This window comes from Rhodobium gokarnense, assembly GCF_025961475.1.
GTDB lineage: Bacteria > Pseudomonadota > Alphaproteobacteria > Rhizobiales > Rhodobiaceae > Rhodobium > Rhodobium gokarnense.
Genome location: NZ_JAOQNS010000002.1, coordinates 484,644 through 500,605, shown reverse-complemented (window position 1 = coordinate 500,605; position 15,962 = coordinate 484,644). Strand labels below are relative to the sequence as shown.

Annotated in this window: 20 protein-coding genes; 6 read left to right on the top strand and 14 right to left on the bottom strand. The window is 65.7% G+C overall.

Annotation, left to right across the window (positions count from 1 at the left end; translation table 11 throughout):
• Nucleotides 1-7: 7 nt before the first annotated feature.
• The 12 genes from M2319_RS04885 to M2319_RS04830 form a co-directional block, all read right to left on the bottom strand.
• Nucleotides 8-862: an SMP-30/gluconolactonase/LRE family protein gene (locus M2319_RS04885; RefSeq protein ID WP_264600317.1), complete on the bottom strand. Its 855-nt coding sequence runs from the start codon at nt 860-862 to the stop codon at nt 8-10.
• Between the two features lie 113 nt (nt 863-975).
• Nucleotides 976-1,629: a c-type cytochrome gene (locus M2319_RS04880; protein ID WP_264600316.1), complete on the bottom strand. Its 654-nt coding sequence runs from the start codon at nt 1,627-1,629 to the stop codon at nt 976-978.
• A 180-nt stretch (nt 1,630-1,809) separates the two neighbouring features.
• Nucleotides 1,810-2,748, bottom strand: a complete 939-nt coding sequence (locus tag M2319_RS04875; protein WP_264600315.1) for a sulfurtransferase — start codon at nt 2,746-2,748, stop codon at nt 1,810-1,812.
• Nucleotides 2,749-2,782: 34 nt separating this feature from the next.
• Nucleotides 2,783-2,965 (bottom strand): hypothetical protein, encoded by a 183-nt coding sequence (locus M2319_RS04870; protein WP_264600314.1) that lies wholly within the window; start codon nt 2,963-2,965, stop codon nt 2,783-2,785.
• Nucleotides 2,966-2,977: 12 nt separating this feature from the next.
• Nucleotides 2,978-3,262: a hypothetical protein gene (locus tag M2319_RS04865; RefSeq protein WP_264600313.1), complete on the bottom strand. Its 285-nt coding sequence runs from the start codon at nt 3,260-3,262 to the stop codon at nt 2,978-2,980.
• A gap of 12 nt (nt 3,263-3,274) precedes the next feature.
• Nucleotides 3,275-3,565, bottom strand: coding sequence for a hypothetical protein (locus tag M2319_RS04860; protein WP_264600312.1), 291 nt, complete (start codon nt 3,563-3,565; stop codon nt 3,275-3,277).
• Nucleotides 3,565-4,548 (bottom strand): rhodanese-like domain-containing protein, encoded by a 984-nt coding sequence (locus tag M2319_RS04855; protein WP_264600311.1) that lies wholly within the window; start codon nt 4,546-4,548, stop codon nt 3,565-3,567. The genes M2319_RS04860 and M2319_RS04855 overlap by 1 nt, the downstream gene beginning before the upstream one ends.
• On the bottom strand, nt 4,542-4,814 hold the full coding sequence (locus M2319_RS04850) for a hypothetical protein (protein ID WP_264600310.1): 273 nt from the start codon (nt 4,812-4,814) through the stop codon (nt 4,542-4,544). The genes M2319_RS04855 and M2319_RS04850 overlap by 7 nt, the downstream gene beginning before the upstream one ends.
• A 126-nt stretch (nt 4,815-4,940) precedes the next feature.
• Nucleotides 4,941-5,147, bottom strand: coding sequence for a hypothetical protein (locus M2319_RS04845; protein WP_264600309.1), 207 nt, complete (start codon nt 5,145-5,147; stop codon nt 4,941-4,943).
• A 32-nt stretch (nt 5,148-5,179) separates the two neighbouring features.
• Nucleotides 5,180-5,494, bottom strand: coding sequence for a sulfurtransferase TusA family protein (locus M2319_RS04840; RefSeq protein ID WP_264600308.1), 315 nt, complete (start codon nt 5,492-5,494; stop codon nt 5,180-5,182).
• A gap of 41 nt (nt 5,495-5,535) precedes the next feature.
• Nucleotides 5,536-6,216, bottom strand: a complete 681-nt coding sequence (locus M2319_RS04835; protein WP_264600307.1) for a YeeE/YedE family protein — start codon at nt 6,214-6,216, stop codon at nt 5,536-5,538.
• 3 nt (nt 6,217-6,219) lie between these two features.
• The gene (locus tag M2319_RS04830; RefSeq protein ID WP_264600385.1) at nt 6,220-6,801 is read right to left on the bottom strand and encodes a YeeE/YedE family protein; all 582 of its coding nucleotides are present in this window, start codon (nt 6,799-6,801) and stop codon (nt 6,220-6,222) included.
• 170 nt (nt 6,802-6,971) lie between these two features.
• Between M2319_RS04830 and M2319_RS04825 the strand changes: the two genes are divergently transcribed.
• Nucleotides 6,972-7,271: a ribbon-helix-helix domain-containing protein gene (locus M2319_RS04825; RefSeq protein ID WP_264600306.1), complete on the top strand. Its 300-nt coding sequence runs from the start codon at nt 6,972-6,974 to the stop codon at nt 7,269-7,271.
• 93 nt (nt 7,272-7,364) lie between these two features.
• Nucleotides 7,365-8,414, top strand: a complete 1,050-nt coding sequence (locus M2319_RS04820; protein ID WP_264600305.1) for a phosphotransferase enzyme family protein — start codon at nt 7,365-7,367, stop codon at nt 8,412-8,414.
• A 256-nt stretch (nt 8,415-8,670) separates the two neighbouring features.
• Here the strand turns inward: M2319_RS04820 and M2319_RS04815 are convergent, their stop codons facing one another.
• Nucleotides 8,671-9,975, bottom strand: coding sequence for an NAD(P)/FAD-dependent oxidoreductase (locus M2319_RS04815; RefSeq protein WP_264600304.1), 1,305 nt, complete (start codon nt 9,973-9,975; stop codon nt 8,671-8,673).
• A gap of 171 nt (nt 9,976-10,146) precedes the next feature.
• A complete protein-coding gene (locus M2319_RS04810; RefSeq protein ID WP_264600303.1) occupies nt 10,147-11,043 on the bottom strand; it encodes a LysR family transcriptional regulator in 897 nt (298 codons plus the stop codon).
• Between the two features lie 146 nt (nt 11,044-11,189).
• On the opposite strand from M2319_RS04810, the gene M2319_RS04805 reads away from it, so the two are divergent.
• The 4 genes from M2319_RS04805 to sauS all read left to right on the top strand — a co-directional run bounded on the left by M2319_RS04805 (nt 11,190) and on the right by sauS (nt 15,938).
• Entirely contained in the window at nt 11,190-12,191 is a 1,002-nt protein-coding gene (locus M2319_RS04805) for a tripartite tricarboxylate transporter substrate binding protein (RefSeq protein WP_264600302.1), read from the top strand.
• 122 nt (nt 12,192-12,313) lie between these two features.
• Complete coding sequence (locus M2319_RS04800) at nt 12,314-12,922, top strand: tripartite tricarboxylate transporter TctB family protein (RefSeq protein ID WP_264600301.1); 609 nt, start codon at nt 12,314-12,316, stop codon at nt 12,920-12,922.
• 12 nt (nt 12,923-12,934) lie between these two features.
• Nucleotides 12,935-14,458, top strand: coding sequence for a tripartite tricarboxylate transporter permease (locus tag M2319_RS04795; protein WP_264600300.1), 1,524 nt, complete (start codon nt 12,935-12,937; stop codon nt 14,456-14,458).
• A 49-nt stretch (nt 14,459-14,507) separates the two neighbouring features.
• A complete protein-coding gene (sauS, locus tag M2319_RS04790; RefSeq protein ID WP_264600299.1) occupies nt 14,508-15,938 on the top strand; it encodes an acylating sulfoacetaldehyde dehydrogenase in 1,431 nt (476 codons plus the stop codon).
• Nucleotides 15,939-15,962 lie beyond the last annotated feature (24 nt).

The following is a 15,962-nucleotide window of genomic DNA, read 5'->3' as shown; positions in this document are numbered from 1 at the left end:
CGGCCAGTCACGCCGCGCCGAAGTGGGGCACGGGCCGACCGCGCACGCCGATGGTGTCGGCCACGATGAGGCCGCCAGCGCCGGTCTCGCTTTTTCTGGTCGACACGAACAGGCGGTCGAGGGCGGGGCCGCCGAAGCACGGCTTGGTCGGGTCGAGGGCCGGCACCGGAAACTCGGAAATCACCGTGCCGTCGGGCGCGAAGTGGTAGACGACGCCGCCCGTGATGCCGGCAAGCCAGTAATTGCCTTCGGCATCGAGGGCCGCGCCGTCCGGCCGGCCGGTGACGCCGAACATGTCGAGGAAGACCTCACGCTCGCCGAGGGCGCCGCTTGCCATGTCGAGGTCCGCGGTCCAGACGGTCTGGACATCTGAATTGGAGTCGGACAGGTAGAGGCGGCCGCGCGCGGCATCGACGGCAAGGCCGTTCGCCGTCATCAGGCCGGTGATGACGGGGGTCATCGTCAGGTCCGGATCGATCCGGTAGAGGACGCCCTCGGGACGGCGCTCGCCCATGGTCATGGTGCCCGCCCAGATGCGGCCGCGATCGTCCGTCGTCGCATCGTTGAAGCGCATGCCCGGCGCATCAAGCGCGAGAAGGCGCGTGAAGCCGCCGTCCTCCTCGGCAAAGCTGAAGAGCCCGGTCTCCATGCCGACGACGATGCCGCCCTTCATGGTCGGGGCGACAAAGCCCGGCGTTTCCGGCGTTGCCCAGACCGCCGTTTTGCCGCTGTCGGCATCGGTCCGCAGGAGCCGCTTGCCGTCGATGTCGACCCACCAGACGCAGTTTTCCGCTTCCACCCAGACCGGGCTCTCGCCCAGCTCCGCCGGTTCGGACGCGAGCGTCCTGAATGTCACCGCCATGTCTCACCCCTTTTTCTCAAATGATTGTCGCGGCCACCCTGAACGAGCGGCCCTTGCGAGGGAAATGCCGCGAGCGTGAGCACGGTTCCGCAGCGATGGCACCGCTTTTCGCCTCACTCGGGCGTTGGTGCCCGGCGATAGTAGGCAATGAGGGCGGCGATGTCGCCTGCGGACATGGGCTGGGCGAGCGCGGTCGAGGCATCGCCGCGGATGCCGTTGTAAAAGCGCGGCAGCAGCCGCTCCTCCGGCATGGTCTTGGCCATTTCGAAAAGGTTCGGGATCGGCAGCCAGTCCGGATTCTCGCCGCCCTCGTGGCAGGAGATGCAATAGGCCTCGTGGAGCGTCTGGCCGAACTTTGCGGCTTCCTCGGCATCGGCGGGCGGACGCAGTCCGGTGGCATCGAACGGATAGGTCTCGGAGAGGCGTGCGAGAATGCCGATAGCCGTCGACCAGTCCGGCTCTGCCAAGGCCGCACGCAACGCCGCAATCTCGTCGGAGCGCCGGTTGCCGTCGGCTTTTCTCAAGAGAAGCGGCAGGTAGCTGGCGGCGCCGCGCACGCGGGCGGCAAGGGCCTCCCGCTGGCGTTCCGTCAGGTCTTCGCCCGAGATGATCCGTTCGGCGTCGTCGCGCATGACGATGAGTTCGGCGGCAACGCGGCGCATGTCCTCGCCGAGAGGGCCCTCGGCCGTGGCAATGCCCGGCCAAAGAAGAGCCGCGGCGATCAAAACCGCCGCGGCCAGACACGTTCCGGCGAAACGCGTTTTCACAAACCCATTCCCAACAGGCATTGCCACTGGCTCGACCCATTGTCATCGCGAGGAGCCGCAGGCGACGCGGCGATCCAGGGCCACGGGCTCCGAGCAAGCCATTCTGGATTGCCGCGCTCGCTTCGCTCGCTCGCAATGACGGCAGAACTTCGTCCAATCCCGCCTGTACGCATCCCGTCCTCAGTTGACGGAGACCTTCGATTCCGTCTTCTCGCCGGCCTGGGTCCATTCGGTCATGGAGCCGTCATACATCTTGGCGTCCTTGTTGCCGAGGATCTCGCTGGAGACGAACCAGTCGATCGAGGCCCAATGGCCGGTGTTGCAGAAGGCGATCTGGGGCGCGTCCGGGTCGACGCCGGCCGCCGCATAGAGTTTCTTCAGGGCCTCCGGCGAGCGGAACTTGCCGCCGCTGTTCTCGGTGGTCCAGGTCTGCGGCAGGTTCTTGGCGCCGGGGATGGTGCCGCCGGCCTTCGACGCGCCATGGCGGTTGACGCCGAGATACTGGTCGGCGGGGCGCGCATCGACGAGGGTGACGCCCTTTTCGGAGGCCGCCTTCACGTCGGCGATGCCGACCATCATGTCCCTCTGCAGGTTGACGGAGAACTCCTTGGCTTCCGGCTTGGCGGCGCCCTTCTCCAGCGGATTGGCCGGCTTGCCGTCCTTTTCCTCCGCCACATAGGCGGCAAAACCGCCGTCCAGGATCGAGACCTCGTCATGGCCGAGCACCTTGAAGGTCCAGTAGACGCGGGTGCCGGTGCCCATGTCGGAGCTGCTGGCGCCCGGCGGCACGAGGATCACATGGGTGTCGTTGCCGATGCCGAGGCTGCCGATGTGCTCGGCGAGCTTGGCGGTGTCCTCCGGCATCATGCCCGGCACGTTGCCCTTCTTCACGCGCCAGCCGTCCTTGGCGTAGCTGGAATTGACCGAGCCCGGAATGTGGCCGCGCAGGAAATCGGTCTTTTCGCGGAAATCGACGAGGACGACGCCGTCGTCTGTGGCATGGGCCTTGACCCAGTCGACGTCGACCAGCGGATCGGCGGCGCTCGCCGGTGCGGCAAGGACGGTGACGGCGATCGCCGCCGCGCCGGCCAGGCCAAAAATTCTGGAATGCTTTGTCATGGTGGTTGCTTCCCTTCCTTTGTTCTTGTTCGGGTCAGATGGTGACGACCCGGTCCGCCGACAAAATCAGGTCGGCGACTTCCTCCCAGGCCCCGTCGCCCTCGACCTCGGCAAGGTCGACGGCGGCAAGCTGATGATCGCCGCCGAGGACGGCGAGCGCCGTCTCGACGGTGTCGGTATCGGGGAAAAGCCCCGTCTTCAGGGCGGCAATGCGCATGTCGGTCTCCCGTCAGACGTTGATGACGATGTCGGCATCGGCGATCGCCTCGCCGAGCGCCATGGCATCGAGATGGGTGAGCTCGTCGGCCATTTCCGGCACGGTCGTCTCCGGCTCGATGTCGGCGAGATCCAGGAGTTCGGCCTGCTCGGCATTGGCCTCCGTCTGGGCGACGGGCTCGTTCATGAAGACCAGCCGGACGTGGTGTCCGAAGATGGTAAGGCCCGCGGCGACACGCATCGCCTCGGTGTGGTCGCGGCGGGCGAGCAGCAGGATTTTCTTCTCGGTGACGGCCATCAATCGCTCCCGTTAAAGGCTGACGACGCGGGCGGCGTCCGCCATCAGGCCGCTGTTGATGGTCTGGCTGCCGCGCTCGAACGGGTTGTCGCGGCCGGCCATATGGAGATCCCAGCTATGCTCGCAGACGACCGCCCGGCTGGCGCCCTTGACGGCCTCGACGAAGGCGGCATCGTCGGCGGCGAACACCGCATCGTTGGTGAGAAAGCAGCCCCAGGTGGCGCCGCGGCTGGTCAGCGCCCGGCCGAGTGGCGCGGCAAGGCGTGCGGCATCGCGGCAGGTCATGTGGATGAGGACGTCCATCAGGCTTTCCTTCTGCGAATGACGGCAAGGGTTCCCACGGCCACGGCGGCCCCCAGGAGCGCACCGACCGAGGCGGACAGGGCGAGAAGTTTTCCGTCGGGCCTCGGCGCGGGACGCGGTTTGGCGCGGACGCGTTCAGGCCCCGGCGCGGTAAGGTCCGGATGGCTTTCCGCATCGAGCGGCAGGCCGGAAGCGGCCCAGTTGGCGAAGCCTTCCAGATAGACCCTTGCAGCCCGGCCCCGCCCGGCGGCGACGGCGGTGTAGTAGGCAAGGCCGTCGACGGCCCCGCGTCCATAAAGAACGGGGTCTACGCCGTCCGGCGCGACGACGGGCGTTGCGCCGCGAAGCGCCCGCGCCGGCAGAGACTGGGCGCCGGGCAGATGGCCCGCCCGCGCGCCCGTCGTCCTCTCACCCCAGAAATCCTCTGCCGGACGCCCGTCGAGGAGCAGCACACCGCCCCCGGCCAGCATCCGCTGCAGATCATCCCGAAGCACAATGCGATCGTCGCGCGTCGGTTCCCGGAAGACGGCACGGCGGGCCGGCTCGGAGATGCGGCCGGAGACGGTCGCGAAATCCTCACCTAGGGCATTGATCGGCCGCTGCCAGACCAGCACGCCTTTCTGGCCCGCAAGGTGGAGAAGGCCTGCGACGGCGTCGCGGTCGCGCTCCCGGGCGCCGATGACGAGCACCGTTTCCGAGCCGTCGAGGCCGACCGTGCCGAGGAACCAGGCAACGTCGCGGAAGGACGCGAGCCGGCCATTCGGCCCGATGACGGCGGCAATCGGCACGCAGCGGGGCTCGGTTTCGGCCCGCGCGGGTGCGCCGCCGGCGCAGGTGTCCGCGTCGCGGCTGTCGACGACGACCACGCCCGCCGGGATCGCCGCGGCATCGTCGAGGAACCGGAAATCGGCCCGCGCGTCCGTTCCGGCGCCGGCAAGGAGCACCGCGGCAAGTCCGATCAGCAGGGCCGGGGTCTTCAGCATCCGCCGAAACGGCGCTCCGGCACCGTGTCGCTGGCGCCGGCATCGCTCACCGGCGGGTTTTCCAGGTAGTAGTCCATGAGGTCGGTAACGGCGAGTTCGCCGAAGCCGTCGCCGAGCTCCACGACGCCCATTTCCTCGGCCGTCACCGGCGTATTGGCGGCCGCGACGGCGTCCTGCGGCATCGCCGCGAACTGGAAGCCGACGACGGACAGGACGAGCGCGGCGGCAAGTGCGCCGACACAGAAGATCAGGCTTGCCCGATCCATGGTTTTCTCCCCCTTGGTCGTTTCTTGTGTCAGTAGCTCTCCTTCACGAAGGCGACGTACATGATGTACATCGCCACCGCGAAGAGCACGAAATGGGCAATGGTCTGGGCATCGAGGGTCATCGCATCATCCGCCCTTGAAGTGGTCGATCAGGTCGCCGAGGGGCACGCCCTTGCCCGTCTCCGGGTGCAGCACCTGCGGCTGGAAATGGGGCCGGCCGTCGCGGGTCACCCGCATCGACTGGGGCGGCACGGCGTAGACGTAAGCCAGCCCGGCGAAAACGATGACGCCGACGGCGATGGAATAGAGCCGCATCAGCAGCGGACCGCTCATCGTCCCCTCCCCTTCGTTCGCAGATCCACCGCTCAGTCCTTGCGGATATAGACGTGCCAGGAGCGCTCGCCCTTGACGGTCTCAAGATGGGTGGCGTTGATCTCGTCGCACATGGGCGGCAGAGCCTCCACCGAGGACGGGTTGTCGACCAACACCTCCACGACCTCGCCCGGCTCGATCTTGCCGATGGCCTTCTTGGTCATGAGCTGCGGGCGCGGGCAGGAATCGCCGATGCAGTCGACGACCTCAGTGATCTGGACGCTGGTGCCGTCGCTGAGCGTTGCCGCCGCCATCGGCTTCGGCGCGGCCTCCGCCCCCTTCTTGTCTCCAAATCCGAACAGACCCATTGGTTCCTCCTTCGTGTCGCTTGTTTGTGTCTTTGGGTGCGTTATTGCGCCGGCTCGGCGACCGGCTCTCCGGTCTTGCCCGATGCTTTTTCGGTCATCGCCTTCTTCAGCGCCCGCTCCTCCTGGGCCGCCTTGTGGCGGGCCTGCTGGGCGGCCTCCTTCTTCAGGATCGCCCGGTAGATGAGGAGAAGCACGGCCGCCTGGACGAGGCCGAAGACGATCGCCGGAATGCCGAGCTTTTCCTGCAGCGTCGCGGCGTTGGAAAAGCCGAGTTGCAGGGCTTCCACGTTGATCTTGCCGGTCATGGAGGCCGGTGCCGGCGGCCAGAAATTCCACGACCAGACGAGGGAGAACAGGAACATGCCGACGAAGGTGAAGATCAGCGCCCAGAGCGCGCCGATATTGCCCTCGCCGGTCTTGACCCAGGTCGAGACCGTGCAGGCGCCGGCAAGCACCATGCCGATGCCGAACAGGAAGAGGCCGGCCACCGTGTTGAGGCCGACGTCGAAATGCATGGTGTGGCCTTCGCCGATGGAGATGAAGGTGGTGAAGCCGATGGTCAGGATGATCATCGCCACCAAGAGGGCCTTGGTGTTGCGATAGCTGTTGAAGAGCATGGCGTCGCGCAGGGCCGCCGTGTTGCAGAAGCGCGAGCGTTGAACGAGGACGCCGACGACGGTGCCGAAGACGAAGGCGACGATGCATTCACCGACAGGGCTCATCGCTCAGCCCTCCAGGATGCGCTTGTAGATCAGCGAGCCGACCCAGGCGCCGGCGATGATGCCGCTGATCGCCAGGTAGCCGCCGAAATTGACCTCCGGCGTGATGCCGAAAAAGGTCGAGACGTTGCAGATGAAAGCGAGCCTTATGCCGATGCCCATGAGGAGGCCGCCGATGGTGATCATCACCCATTCGCCGAGGCGGCGCGGCATGCGCAGGTAGAATTCCTTGGAGAGCACGGCGGCGACGAAGGCGCCGAACAGCATGCCGAGGCTGATATAGATCTTCCAGTAGCCCCAGTCGGGCTGGAAGACGAGGCTCCAGAAGGGCAGCCGTTCGATGTCGTCTCCGAGGACGGCTTCGGCCGCGAGCCCCGTCATCATGGTCTCGCCGCCGCCGACGGTCCAAGAGCCGACGATGAGAAACAGGAAGATGTCGAGGACGGCGATGGCGGCGAGCGCGATCACCGGGTCGAGCGTTTTCTTGAAGAGATCCATTCTTCCCCCAATTTGCCGCGGCCGGCTTCTCGATTCTGTCGCGGGAACTTTGCCGAAGACACAAGCACGCCTTGTCCTTGCCGGAACAATTCTGCTCTAATCGGTCTTCCAGCGCGATCCCGCGGGGCCGGCATTTATACATGATAGGGCGAGGTCCGGGCCGGTTGGTAGTAGCATATGCCGACAGGGCCGATTTGCCGGCGGCAACGACAAAAGCGGCCTGCGAAGGGCTCGGGGCAGCGGCGCGAGAAAGGGCGGCAATGGCGATCTTCCTGGAAGAAAAAGACCCCCTCGATCACATGTTTCAGGCCTGCACGACCGACCAGATCGGCGAATTCGTGCCGGAAAAGCGCTCGTTCCGAATCCACGGCCATTCCACCACGGTGCGGCTGGAGCGGGCGTTCTGGAACGTCATCGAGCTGATGGCCGACGATCTCAGCCTGACCGTGCCGCAGCTCATCGAGCGCATCATCGACCAGTGCATCCTCGCCAACGACAAGAACGTCGCCTCGTGCCTCAGAGTCATCTGCCTCAAATACATCAACGTCTACGCCGCCTGACGGCCGTTCGCCGCCTCGGTCGCATTGCCCGCTGCCCGCTCGCATGCTAGGGCGCCGCGAAATTCTCTTTTTCGAAGGCCCGGACGATCCCGAATGCAGCGATCAGGCGACAGCGATTCTTTTGAGGAGACGGAAACCGACGAGGTCCCGGCGCCCGCCGGCGAGGCGACGACCGGCGAGCTGGAAGCGCTCGCCCGCGCCGCCCTGCCGCTCTGGGGCACGGACCCCGAGGCGCGGCTGACGCTCATCAACCTGTCGGAGAACGCCACCTTCCTGGTCGAGCCGAGGGATGCGGAAAAGACGGTCCTGAGGGTCCACCGGGAGGGCTACCATTCGCGCGCCGCCATCGAGAGCGAGCTTTGCTGGATGACGGCGCTGCGAGAGGAGGCGGGTGTTTCCACGCCGGTGCCGATCGCCGGGCTCAACGGCGCGGCGATCCAGGACCGGGCGACACCCTCCGTCCCGCGGGGCCGCCGTCTGGTCATGTTCGAGTTCCTGGAGGGCCGCGAGCCGTCGGAGGCCGACGACCTTCAGGGCCCGTTCCGGCGCCTCGGCGAGATCTCCGCGCGCATGCACCGCCACGTCGACCAGTGGCAACGGCCGGCGTTTTTCGAGCGCCACGCCTGGGACTTCGAGCATTCGCTCGGGTCCGATCCGAACTGGGGCGACTGGCGAGGCGCCCCTGCCGTCGATGCGGCGGGTGTCACCCTGTTGGAGCGGCAGGCGGCGACCGTGGAACGGCGCCTTGCCGCATTCGGCCAGGGTCCCGAGCGCTACAACCTCGTCCATGCCGACATCCGGCTCGCCAACCTCCTCGTCACCGAGGACGACACCCATGTGCTCGACTTCGACGACAGCGGCTTCGGCTGGTTCCTCTACGACGTCGCTACCGCCCTCTCCTTCATGGAGCACCTGCCGCAGGTGCCGGACCTGATCGAGGCCTGGCTCGACGGCTACCGCCGGGTGCGCCCGCTCGGTGCCGAGGATATCGCCGAAATCCCGACCTTCCTGATGCTGCGCCGGATGATCATCCTCGCCTGGATGGGCTCCCACGCCGACACCGACCTCGCTAGGACGCTCGGGGCGGAGTACACGCAGACGAGCGTCGAGCTTGCTGAGGGGTATCTGTCGCGGTTCGGGTAGGGTGCCCGCATGTCGGGATGCCAAAGGCGCTCGGTCATCTAACGAGAGGCCCCATGGATTGCCGCGTCGGCCTGACGGCCTCCTCGAAATGACGATTTTCTTAACTTTTTCAACGTCATTGCGAGCGAAGCGAAGCAATCCAGAGCAGCGGTGCAGGGGGCTCTCAGGAGCCGGCGCTTGCGCCCTCCAACCCGACACGGACCGCACGAGGGCAAACTCCGGCCAGAACCCTGACCCACCGACATGCATTCCGCAGTCATCCAAGCACGGAAAAGCTGCTTTCCTTGTTGATCGGGCGTTTCCGCGAATAGAAGCCGGCGTCGATGCTGCGGCCCAGATAGGGCAGTTCGAACTGCAGCGGATTGGTGTCGTGGTCGTGACCCTCGGCGCAGTAGGCAACGAGGGCGGCCATCATCTTGCCGGCGATGGGCGCGTTCTTGAACTGGTTGCCGGAGGTGCCGATCGCCATGAAGAAGCCGTCGACGGCGGACTTGTCGTAGATCGGGATCCAGTCGTCGGAGACGTCGTAGAGGTCGACCACGCCTTGCATGCGGCTCGGGATGCCGAGGCTCGGCACGCGCTGGGCGTAGCGGTAGGCCTGGTGGGTCCACTGGTCGGTGAAATTGGTGTCGTAGCCGTCCGGGTCGACCCATTCGCGCGGGTCGCATGCCGGGTCCTCGCTGCCGATGAGGATGTAGTTGCCCTTTTCCGGCCGGCAGTAGCAGCCGATGTCGTTGTCGGAAATCGGGAACGCGGCGTTGAAGAAATCGACGCCGTCGGGCGCCGGCACGTGCACCACCTCCTGCTTCAGGGCCCTGGTCGAGATCGTCATGTCGTCGAGGGCCCCGGCCATGGCGTTGACCTTTGCCGAGGCGGGACCGGCGACGTTGACGACGATGGGCGCGGAGGTCATCGTGCCGTCGTCGAGCCGGACGCCGGAAACCCGGCCGGCGCCGGTGAGGATCTCCGTCACCGTGCGCCCGAAGCGGAACGTCGCACCGGCGGCCTCGGCCGCGCGCTGCAGATTGTGGGTGGCGAGTTGCGGGTCGGTGACGTAGCCGGCGGTCGGAAAGAACACCGAGCCCTTGAGGCGGCAGCCGTTGGAATGGCCGAAGTCGGGATCGTCGAGGCGCTTGGGCGGGAAATAGCTCCTCAGGTCATAGAACGGCAGGCGCTCCTCGATCTTGGCCGCGTCCCAGCGCTGGTAGGGAATGCCGATCTCGTCGCAGATGTCGGTGTGCTTCTTCAGGTGGCCGTTCTCGTCGGTGCACATGACCATGCAGCCGATGTCGCGGAACTCGGCAAGGCCGCGCTCGTCGGCAACGCCCAGATAGTCGGCCCAGTCGCGCCAGTAGTGGTAGCCCTCATAGGCGAAGGCCGTGCCCTCGAAGGTCGAGTAATGCACGCGGATGACGGCGCAGGAACCGCTGGTCGGGCCGTAGCCGGCGGCCGGCAGGCTGTCGACGCAAAGGGTCCGGAAGCCGGCGCGGGCCAGTTCCAGCGTCGTCGCCGCACCGATAATGCCGGCGCCGATCACGATTGCGTCCGTCGTCTCCGCCATGTCTCACCTCTCATCCTTGTGGCTGGGGAAGCCGGTTTGAATTCCCGATCGGGGCCGGCCGTCCGTCCGGGCTATCCGGTTTCCTGCGAACGGGTCAAGGGGAACGAACACCCCTCCCCTCGAACGCGACAGTATGCACCCCCCAGTCTAGAGGGGAGGCGGTGCCGCCTGTCATCCGTCCTTTTTCAGGGTATTGGGACGGCCGGCGGTGGCGGCAAAGACGTCGCCGATGATGCGCCGTGCGTTCTTCTTGGTCATGTCGGTGCGCGACAGGATGCCGACCGTGCGGTAGACCGGCGGCTCGCCGAACGGGATGATGCGCAGCGAGGTGCGGGCAAAGCTCTCGGTGCTGACGTCGGGCAGGATCGAGGCGCCGAAGCCGAGGCCGACGAGGAGATGGATCGCCTCGATCGACTGGATCTCGGCCCTTGTGTCGGGCGAAATCCCGAGGTCGGAAAGCCGCGCCTCGACCAGCGGCGCCACCCAGGCCGAGCGGTTGAAACGGATATAGGGGTGGCGCTCGAAGACCTCCTGGGGCGTCTCGCCGGTGGAGTCGGGCGGGGCGACGACGACCACCCGCTGCTGGGCGATGTCGCGCCAGGACAGCGCGGTGCCGAGCGTTCCCGGCTTGTGCATCAGGGCGGCATCGAGCTCTCCGGTCTCCACCTGGTGCATCAGTTCTCCGGAAAGGCCGGAGGAGACGTTGACCGTCAGCCCCGGCTCCTCTTCACGCAGGCGCATCAGGGAAAGCGGCAACAGGTTCGTCAGGATCGTCGGGATGACGCCGAGGCGGAAACTGCCGTGATAGGGCCGCGCCTCCGACAGCGCATCGAAGATGTCGTTGTACTGGGAGAGGATGACCCGGGCGTGGCGCAGCACGACGGTGCCGGCCCGGGTCAGGCGCGGCGGGCGGTGCTGGCGGTCGAACAGGGGAACGCCGAGGGACTCCTCCAGCGAGGCGATCTGCATGGAGATCGCCGACTGGGTCAGGTTGAGCGCCTTGGCGGCGGCGGCAAAGGAGCCGTATTCGCTGATCGCCTCCAGCGCCCGGAACTGGCGTATGGACATGGCGCATCCATCATCATCAACTTTCCTGAATATAATACCAAAAAAAATGGCTTTTGTGAAAGAAATCTTGTGATAGGGTTTTCGCGCATAACGACACGGCAAAAGCCGGAAACAAATGCGTGCTCAAGCGCATCAAGGGAGGACTCATGACATCATTCTTCAGGAATACCGCCGCTGCCGCCGGTTTCGCGGCCGTTGTCGCACTCGCCGGCACGGCCGGTGCCGCGGAGCTTGAAAAGCCCGCCGGCTTCGGCAACCGCCCGCTGACCATGATCGTGCCGTTCGGCGCCGGCGGCGGCTCCGACCAGCTTGCCCGGGCGATGGCCAAGGCGATGGAAGAGGTCGCCGGCATCACCTTCCAGGTGGTCAACAAGCCGGGCGGCGGCGGCACCGCCGCGATTCCCGACTTCATGCTGGCGCCGCCAGACGGCTACACGGTGCTGGAGCATATCGACAACGCGATTTCGGCCTATGCGGCCGGCGACATCCGCGAGAACCCGGCCGAAGACTGGGTGCCGCTGTGCATGACGCAGATCACCTTCAGCCAGATCTATATCCGCTCCGACGAGGACCGGTTCACGGACTGGGAGAGCTTTTCCGAATACGCCAAGGCGCATCCGGGCGACGTCACCATGGCCAATCTCGGCAAGGTCGGCTCCATGGAGCTGGTCGTCATGGAGCAGCTCCAGGAGGCGCTCGGCCTGAAGATCAAGCAGATCGCCTTCGACAAGCCGGCCGAGCGCTACGGCGCGCTGATCGGCGGCCATGTGGACGTGCTGTTCGAGCAGCCGGGCGACGTGCGCAACTTCCTCGACGCGGACCAGATGAAGCCGATCCTGACCTTCCTTTCCGAGCGTCCGTCGGCCTTCGCCGACACCCCGACGCACAAGGAAGTGGGCGCCGACTTCGAAGCGCTGACCCGCTTCCGCGGCTTCTGGGTCAAGGCGGGCGTTCCCAAGGACCGCACCGACTTCCTCGCCGCCGCCTGCAAGGCCGGCTTTGAGACCGCGGACTACCAGGCCTTCAACAAGAAGAAGTACATGCATCTCATCGACAGCTTCCGCGACACGGAAGGCTCGATCGAGCTGATCAACAACGCGGTCGCCAGCTACCGCGAGATGTACAAGAAGCTCGGCATCGGCAAATAGGCCCGGTCGATCGCCGATCGCGAGAGGCACGTTGCCCCGTGCTCACCGCTAAAGGGCACGTGCCTCTCGCAACCTCTTAAGAACAACAAGAACAGCATCTCTGTCGGGAGTGGACGATCGCCATGGTCTCCAGTTCACAAGAAGACGTTGCCGGCATTCGCGGACGCATCGACACGCCGGTCACCTATATCCGGCCGATCCTGGAATGGATCTTCTGGGTCGGCTTCGCCGCCCTGGTCTATGCCCAGACCGGCTTTTTCGACAAGACGATCCCGGAATACGCCTTCGGCGCCACCGGCTGGCCGCGGGCGCTCACCATCGCCATGATCGTCGGCGCCACCGGCCAGTTCGTCTACCAGATGGCCTCGATCTGGCGCGGCAAGGACCTCGCCTCCATAGACGGCGACGATACGGAGCCCCGGACGAACGGCAAGACGGCGACGCTCGGCTCCAAGCTGCAGCGCCTCGGCATCTTCGTGGTGCCGCTGATCTATCTCTACCTGATGCCGCGCATGGGCTTTTACGTGGCGACGCCGATCTTCGTCGTCGTGCTTCTGCTGCTCTTTGAGGTGCGCTCGGTGATCACCATCGCCACCGTGACCGCCATCGTCTACGGCCTCGCGCTCCTCGTCTTCACCCGCTTCTTCTACGTGGCGCTGCCGACCGGCCGCATCGAGGCGTTCTACGACATCAACAACGCGATCATCTCGATCGTTCGCGCCGGAATGTAAGGAGCCGCGGATATGGAACATTTCATCGGCGGCACCGTGATGCTGTTCGGGGATCCCCAGGCGATCCTGATCTTCGCCCTCGGCCTCGTCGGCGGCATGCTGTTCGGCGCCATTCCGGGCGTCAACATGCTGACGCTCGGCGCCGTGCTGCTCCCCTTCACCATCAACATGGACGCATCCCACGCGGTGATGCTGTTCTCCGTCATCTACTGCGCCGGCGTCTTCGGCGGGGCGATTACGGCAATCCTGTTCAACATCCCCGGCGCGCCGGAAAACGCGCCGACCTGTTTCGACGGCTATCCGATGACCCTGAAGGGCCAGTCGGGCAAGGCGATCGGCGCGGCCGTTTCCTGCTCCGCCCTCGGCGGCGTCGCCTCGGCCATCCTGATGATGACGGCGACCGGCGCGATTGCCGGCTGGGCGGTGCGCGCCTTCGGGCCGCAGGAGATTTTCGCGCTCATCTTCTTCGGCCTTGCCGTCTCGGCCTCGATCGGCGCCAAGACGCTGTGGAAGGGCTGGCTGTCGGTGTTCGTCGGCCTGATCATCGCGACCATAGGCACCGACCCGGTCGGCGGCGTGCCGCGCTTCAACGAGGGCTCCGTCTTCGGGCTGGAGTATCACTCCTACTACCTCTCGGCCGGCATCCACTTCATCCCGATGATCCTCGGCTTCTTCGCCGTTTCGGAAGTCATCACCCAGGCGATGAGCATCGCCGAGGGCACGCGCGAGCGGCCGAAGGCGGGTCTGGAATTCCCCACCCTTGCGGAATTCTGGAGCGTGCGCGTCACCATGGTCCGCTCCATCTTCATCGGCTTCTTTGCCGGCATCCTGCCGGGCATCGGGGCGACGCTCGCCGCCTTCCTGGGCTACAGCCAGGCACACCGGGCCTCCAAGAACCGCAGGAATTTCGGCAAGGGCGAGCTTGAGGGCGTGGTTGCTTCGGAGACCGCCAACAATGCCGCGACCGGCGCTGCGATGATCCCGCTCCTTGCCCTCGGCCTGCCGGGCGGCGCGCTCACCGCCATGATCATGGGCATCTTCCAGATCCACGGCATGGAGCCCGGCCCGCTCATCTTCATCAACTCCTCGGACCTCGTCTGGGTCACCTTCGCCGCGATGTTCTGGGCGAACCTGTGCATCGTCTTCCTCGGCTGGCTGCAGACCAAGACCGTCGTCCACATCCTGCGCGTGCCGTTCCGCTGGCTGGCGCCGGGCATCCTCCTGCTCGCCACCATCGGCGCCTACGCGCTCCGCAACCTCGTCATCGACGTGTGGGTGATGTTCCTGGCCGGCATCGCCGGGTACCTGCTCAGGAAGACCGGCTATTCGGCCGCCGGCATCGTCCTTGGCCTGATCCTCGGCAAGCTCGGCGAATCCGCCTTTTCCAAGTCCATGCAACTCATGGACTACGACTTCCTCGGCTTCTTCCAGAGGCCGATCGCGGCCGGGCTCTTGATCCTCGCGGTGATCGTCATCGCCACCAGCATCATCAACGAGATCCGCGACACGGACTTCCAGAAGGCCCTGATGGACTAGGGCCTTCGAGACCACCCCTGACCGATTTCGCAAAAGAAGAGAAAAAACGATGTCCCAACCGGCCAGAAACACCACTGAAGAGGCCCCTTCCGCGTCGGAGATTGTGGCGGAGCTCGTCGCCCGCGGCCGTGCGGCGATGGAGGCTTACGAGAATCACGACCAGGGCCGGGTCGACGAGGCGGTCACCGCGCTCGCCTGGTCGATCTACAAGCCGGACCATGCGCGCATGCTGGCCGAACTCGCCGTCGCCGACACCGGGCTCGGCAACGTTCCCTCCAAGATCATCAAGAACCAGCGCAAGACGTTCGGGACCCTGCGAGACCTGCTCAGGGCCAAGACCGTCGGCGTGATCTCCGAGGAGCCGGAAAAGGGTCTCGTCAAATACGGCAAGCCGGTCGGCGTCGTCGGCGCGGTCTGCCCCTCGACCAATCCGGCCGCGACCCCGGTCAACAAGGCGATGATGGCCCTCAAAGGCGGCAACGCCGTCATCATCGCGCCGTCGCCGGCCGGCGCCACGACGACGGGCAAGACGGTCGATTTGATGCGCGCCGAGCTGGCCAAGGCCGGCCACCCGGAAGACCTCGTGCAACTGCTGCCGCCGCCGATCTCCAAGGAGATGACCCAGGAGCTGATGAACCAGGTCGACCTCGTCGTCGTCACCGGCTCCCAGAACAACGTCAAGCGGGCGATGCAGTCGGGCACCGTCGCCATCGGCGTCGGCGCCGGCAACGTGCCGGTCATCATCGATACCACCGCCGATTTCGACGACGCGGCGGAAAAGATCTGTGCCTCCAAGATTTTCGACAACTCCACCTCCTGCTCCTCGGAGAACGCCGTCATCATCCTCGACGGCGTCTATGAGGAGGCGATGGCCGCGCTGGAGCGGGCCGGCGGCTGGCGCTGCAGCGCCTCGGAGAAGGAGAGCGTGCAGAACAATCTCTGGATCAATGGCAAGCTCAACCGGCACATCATCGCCAAGGACGCCGACATCACCGCCGAGGCGATGGGCCTGCCGGAGGCGGCCAAGTCGAAAAAATTCTTCATGGTCGAAGAGGCGTCTATCGGCGGCAAGCACTCCTTTGCCGACGAGAAGCTGTCGCTGGTGCTGACCGTCTACCGGGCAAAGGATTTTGCCGACGCCAAGCGGATCGCCAAGGACATCCTCGAAGTCACCGGCAAGGGCCATTCCGTCGGCATCCACACCAGGGACCTCGACCACGCCCGCGAGATCGCGGCCGACACCGACGTCGTCCGGGTTCTGGTCAACCAGGCGCACACCTTCGGCAATGGCGGCGGCTTCAACAACTCGCTGCCGTTCACGCTCTCGATGGGCGGCGGCACCTGGGCCGGCAACACGATCTCGGAAAACCTCAACTACCGGCATTTCATCAACATCACCCACCTGGTGACGACGATCCCGGAGGACAAACCGTCCGAGGAGGACCTGTTCGGTCCTTACTGGGAAAAATACGGGGCCTGATCCGGAAAGACAGGAAGGCAAGAC

Bases quoted from the DNA above. Each gene is read 5' to 3' on its own strand.
- M2319_RS04885 (WP_264600317.1), bottom strand. From the start codon at position 862: ATGGCGGTGACATTCAGGACGCTCGCGTCCGAACCGGCGGAGCTGGGC.
- M2319_RS04875 (WP_264600315.1), bottom strand. From the start codon at position 2,748: ATGACAAAGCATTCCAGAATTTTTGGCCTGGCCGGCGCGGCGGCGATC.
- M2319_RS04870 (WP_264600314.1), bottom strand. From the start codon at position 2,965: ATGCGCATTGCCGCCCTGAAGACGGGGCTTTTCCCCGATACCGACACC.
- M2319_RS04865 (WP_264600313.1), bottom strand. From the start codon at position 3,262: ATGGCCGTCACCGAGAAGAAAATCCTGCTGCTCGCCCGCCGCGACCAC.
- M2319_RS04860 (WP_264600312.1), bottom strand. From the start codon at position 3,565: ATGGACGTCCTCATCCACATGACCTGCCGCGATGCCGCACGCCTTGCC.
- M2319_RS04855 (WP_264600311.1), bottom strand. From the start codon at position 4,548: ATGCTGAAGACCCCGGCCCTGCTGATCGGACTTGCCGCGGTGCTCCTT.
- M2319_RS04850 (WP_264600310.1), bottom strand. From the start codon at position 4,814: ATGGATCGGGCAAGCCTGATCTTCTGTGTCGGCGCACTTGCCGCCGCG.
- M2319_RS04845 (WP_264600309.1), bottom strand. From the start codon at position 5,147: ATGAGCGGTCCGCTGCTGATGCGGCTCTATTCCATCGCCGTCGGCGTC.
- M2319_RS04840 (WP_264600308.1), bottom strand. From the start codon at position 5,494: ATGGGTCTGTTCGGATTTGGAGACAAGAAGGGGGCGGAGGCCGCGCCG.
- M2319_RS04835 (WP_264600307.1), bottom strand. From the start codon at position 6,216: ATGAGCCCTGTCGGTGAATGCATCGTCGCCTTCGTCTTCGGCACCGTC.
- M2319_RS04825 (WP_264600306.1), top strand. From the start codon at position 6,972: ATGGCGATCTTCCTGGAAGAAAAAGACCCCCTCGATCACATGTTTCAG.
- M2319_RS04820 (WP_264600305.1), top strand. From the start codon at position 7,365: ATGCAGCGATCAGGCGACAGCGATTCTTTTGAGGAGACGGAAACCGAC.
- M2319_RS04815 (WP_264600304.1), bottom strand. From the start codon at position 9,975: ATGGCGGAGACGACGGACGCAATCGTGATCGGCGCCGGCATTATCGGT.
- M2319_RS04810 (WP_264600303.1), bottom strand. From the start codon at position 11,043: ATGTCCATACGCCAGTTCCGGGCGCTGGAGGCGATCAGCGAATACGGC.
- M2319_RS04805 (WP_264600302.1), top strand. From the start codon at position 11,190: ATGACATCATTCTTCAGGAATACCGCCGCTGCCGCCGGTTTCGCGGCC.
- M2319_RS04800 (WP_264600301.1), top strand. From the start codon at position 12,314: ATGGTCTCCAGTTCACAAGAAGACGTTGCCGGCATTCGCGGACGCATC.
- M2319_RS04795 (WP_264600300.1), top strand. From the start codon at position 12,935: ATGGAACATTTCATCGGCGGCACCGTGATGCTGTTCGGGGATCCCCAG.
- sauS (WP_264600299.1), top strand. From the start codon at position 14,508: ATGTCCCAACCGGCCAGAAACACCACTGAAGAGGCCCCTTCCGCGTCG.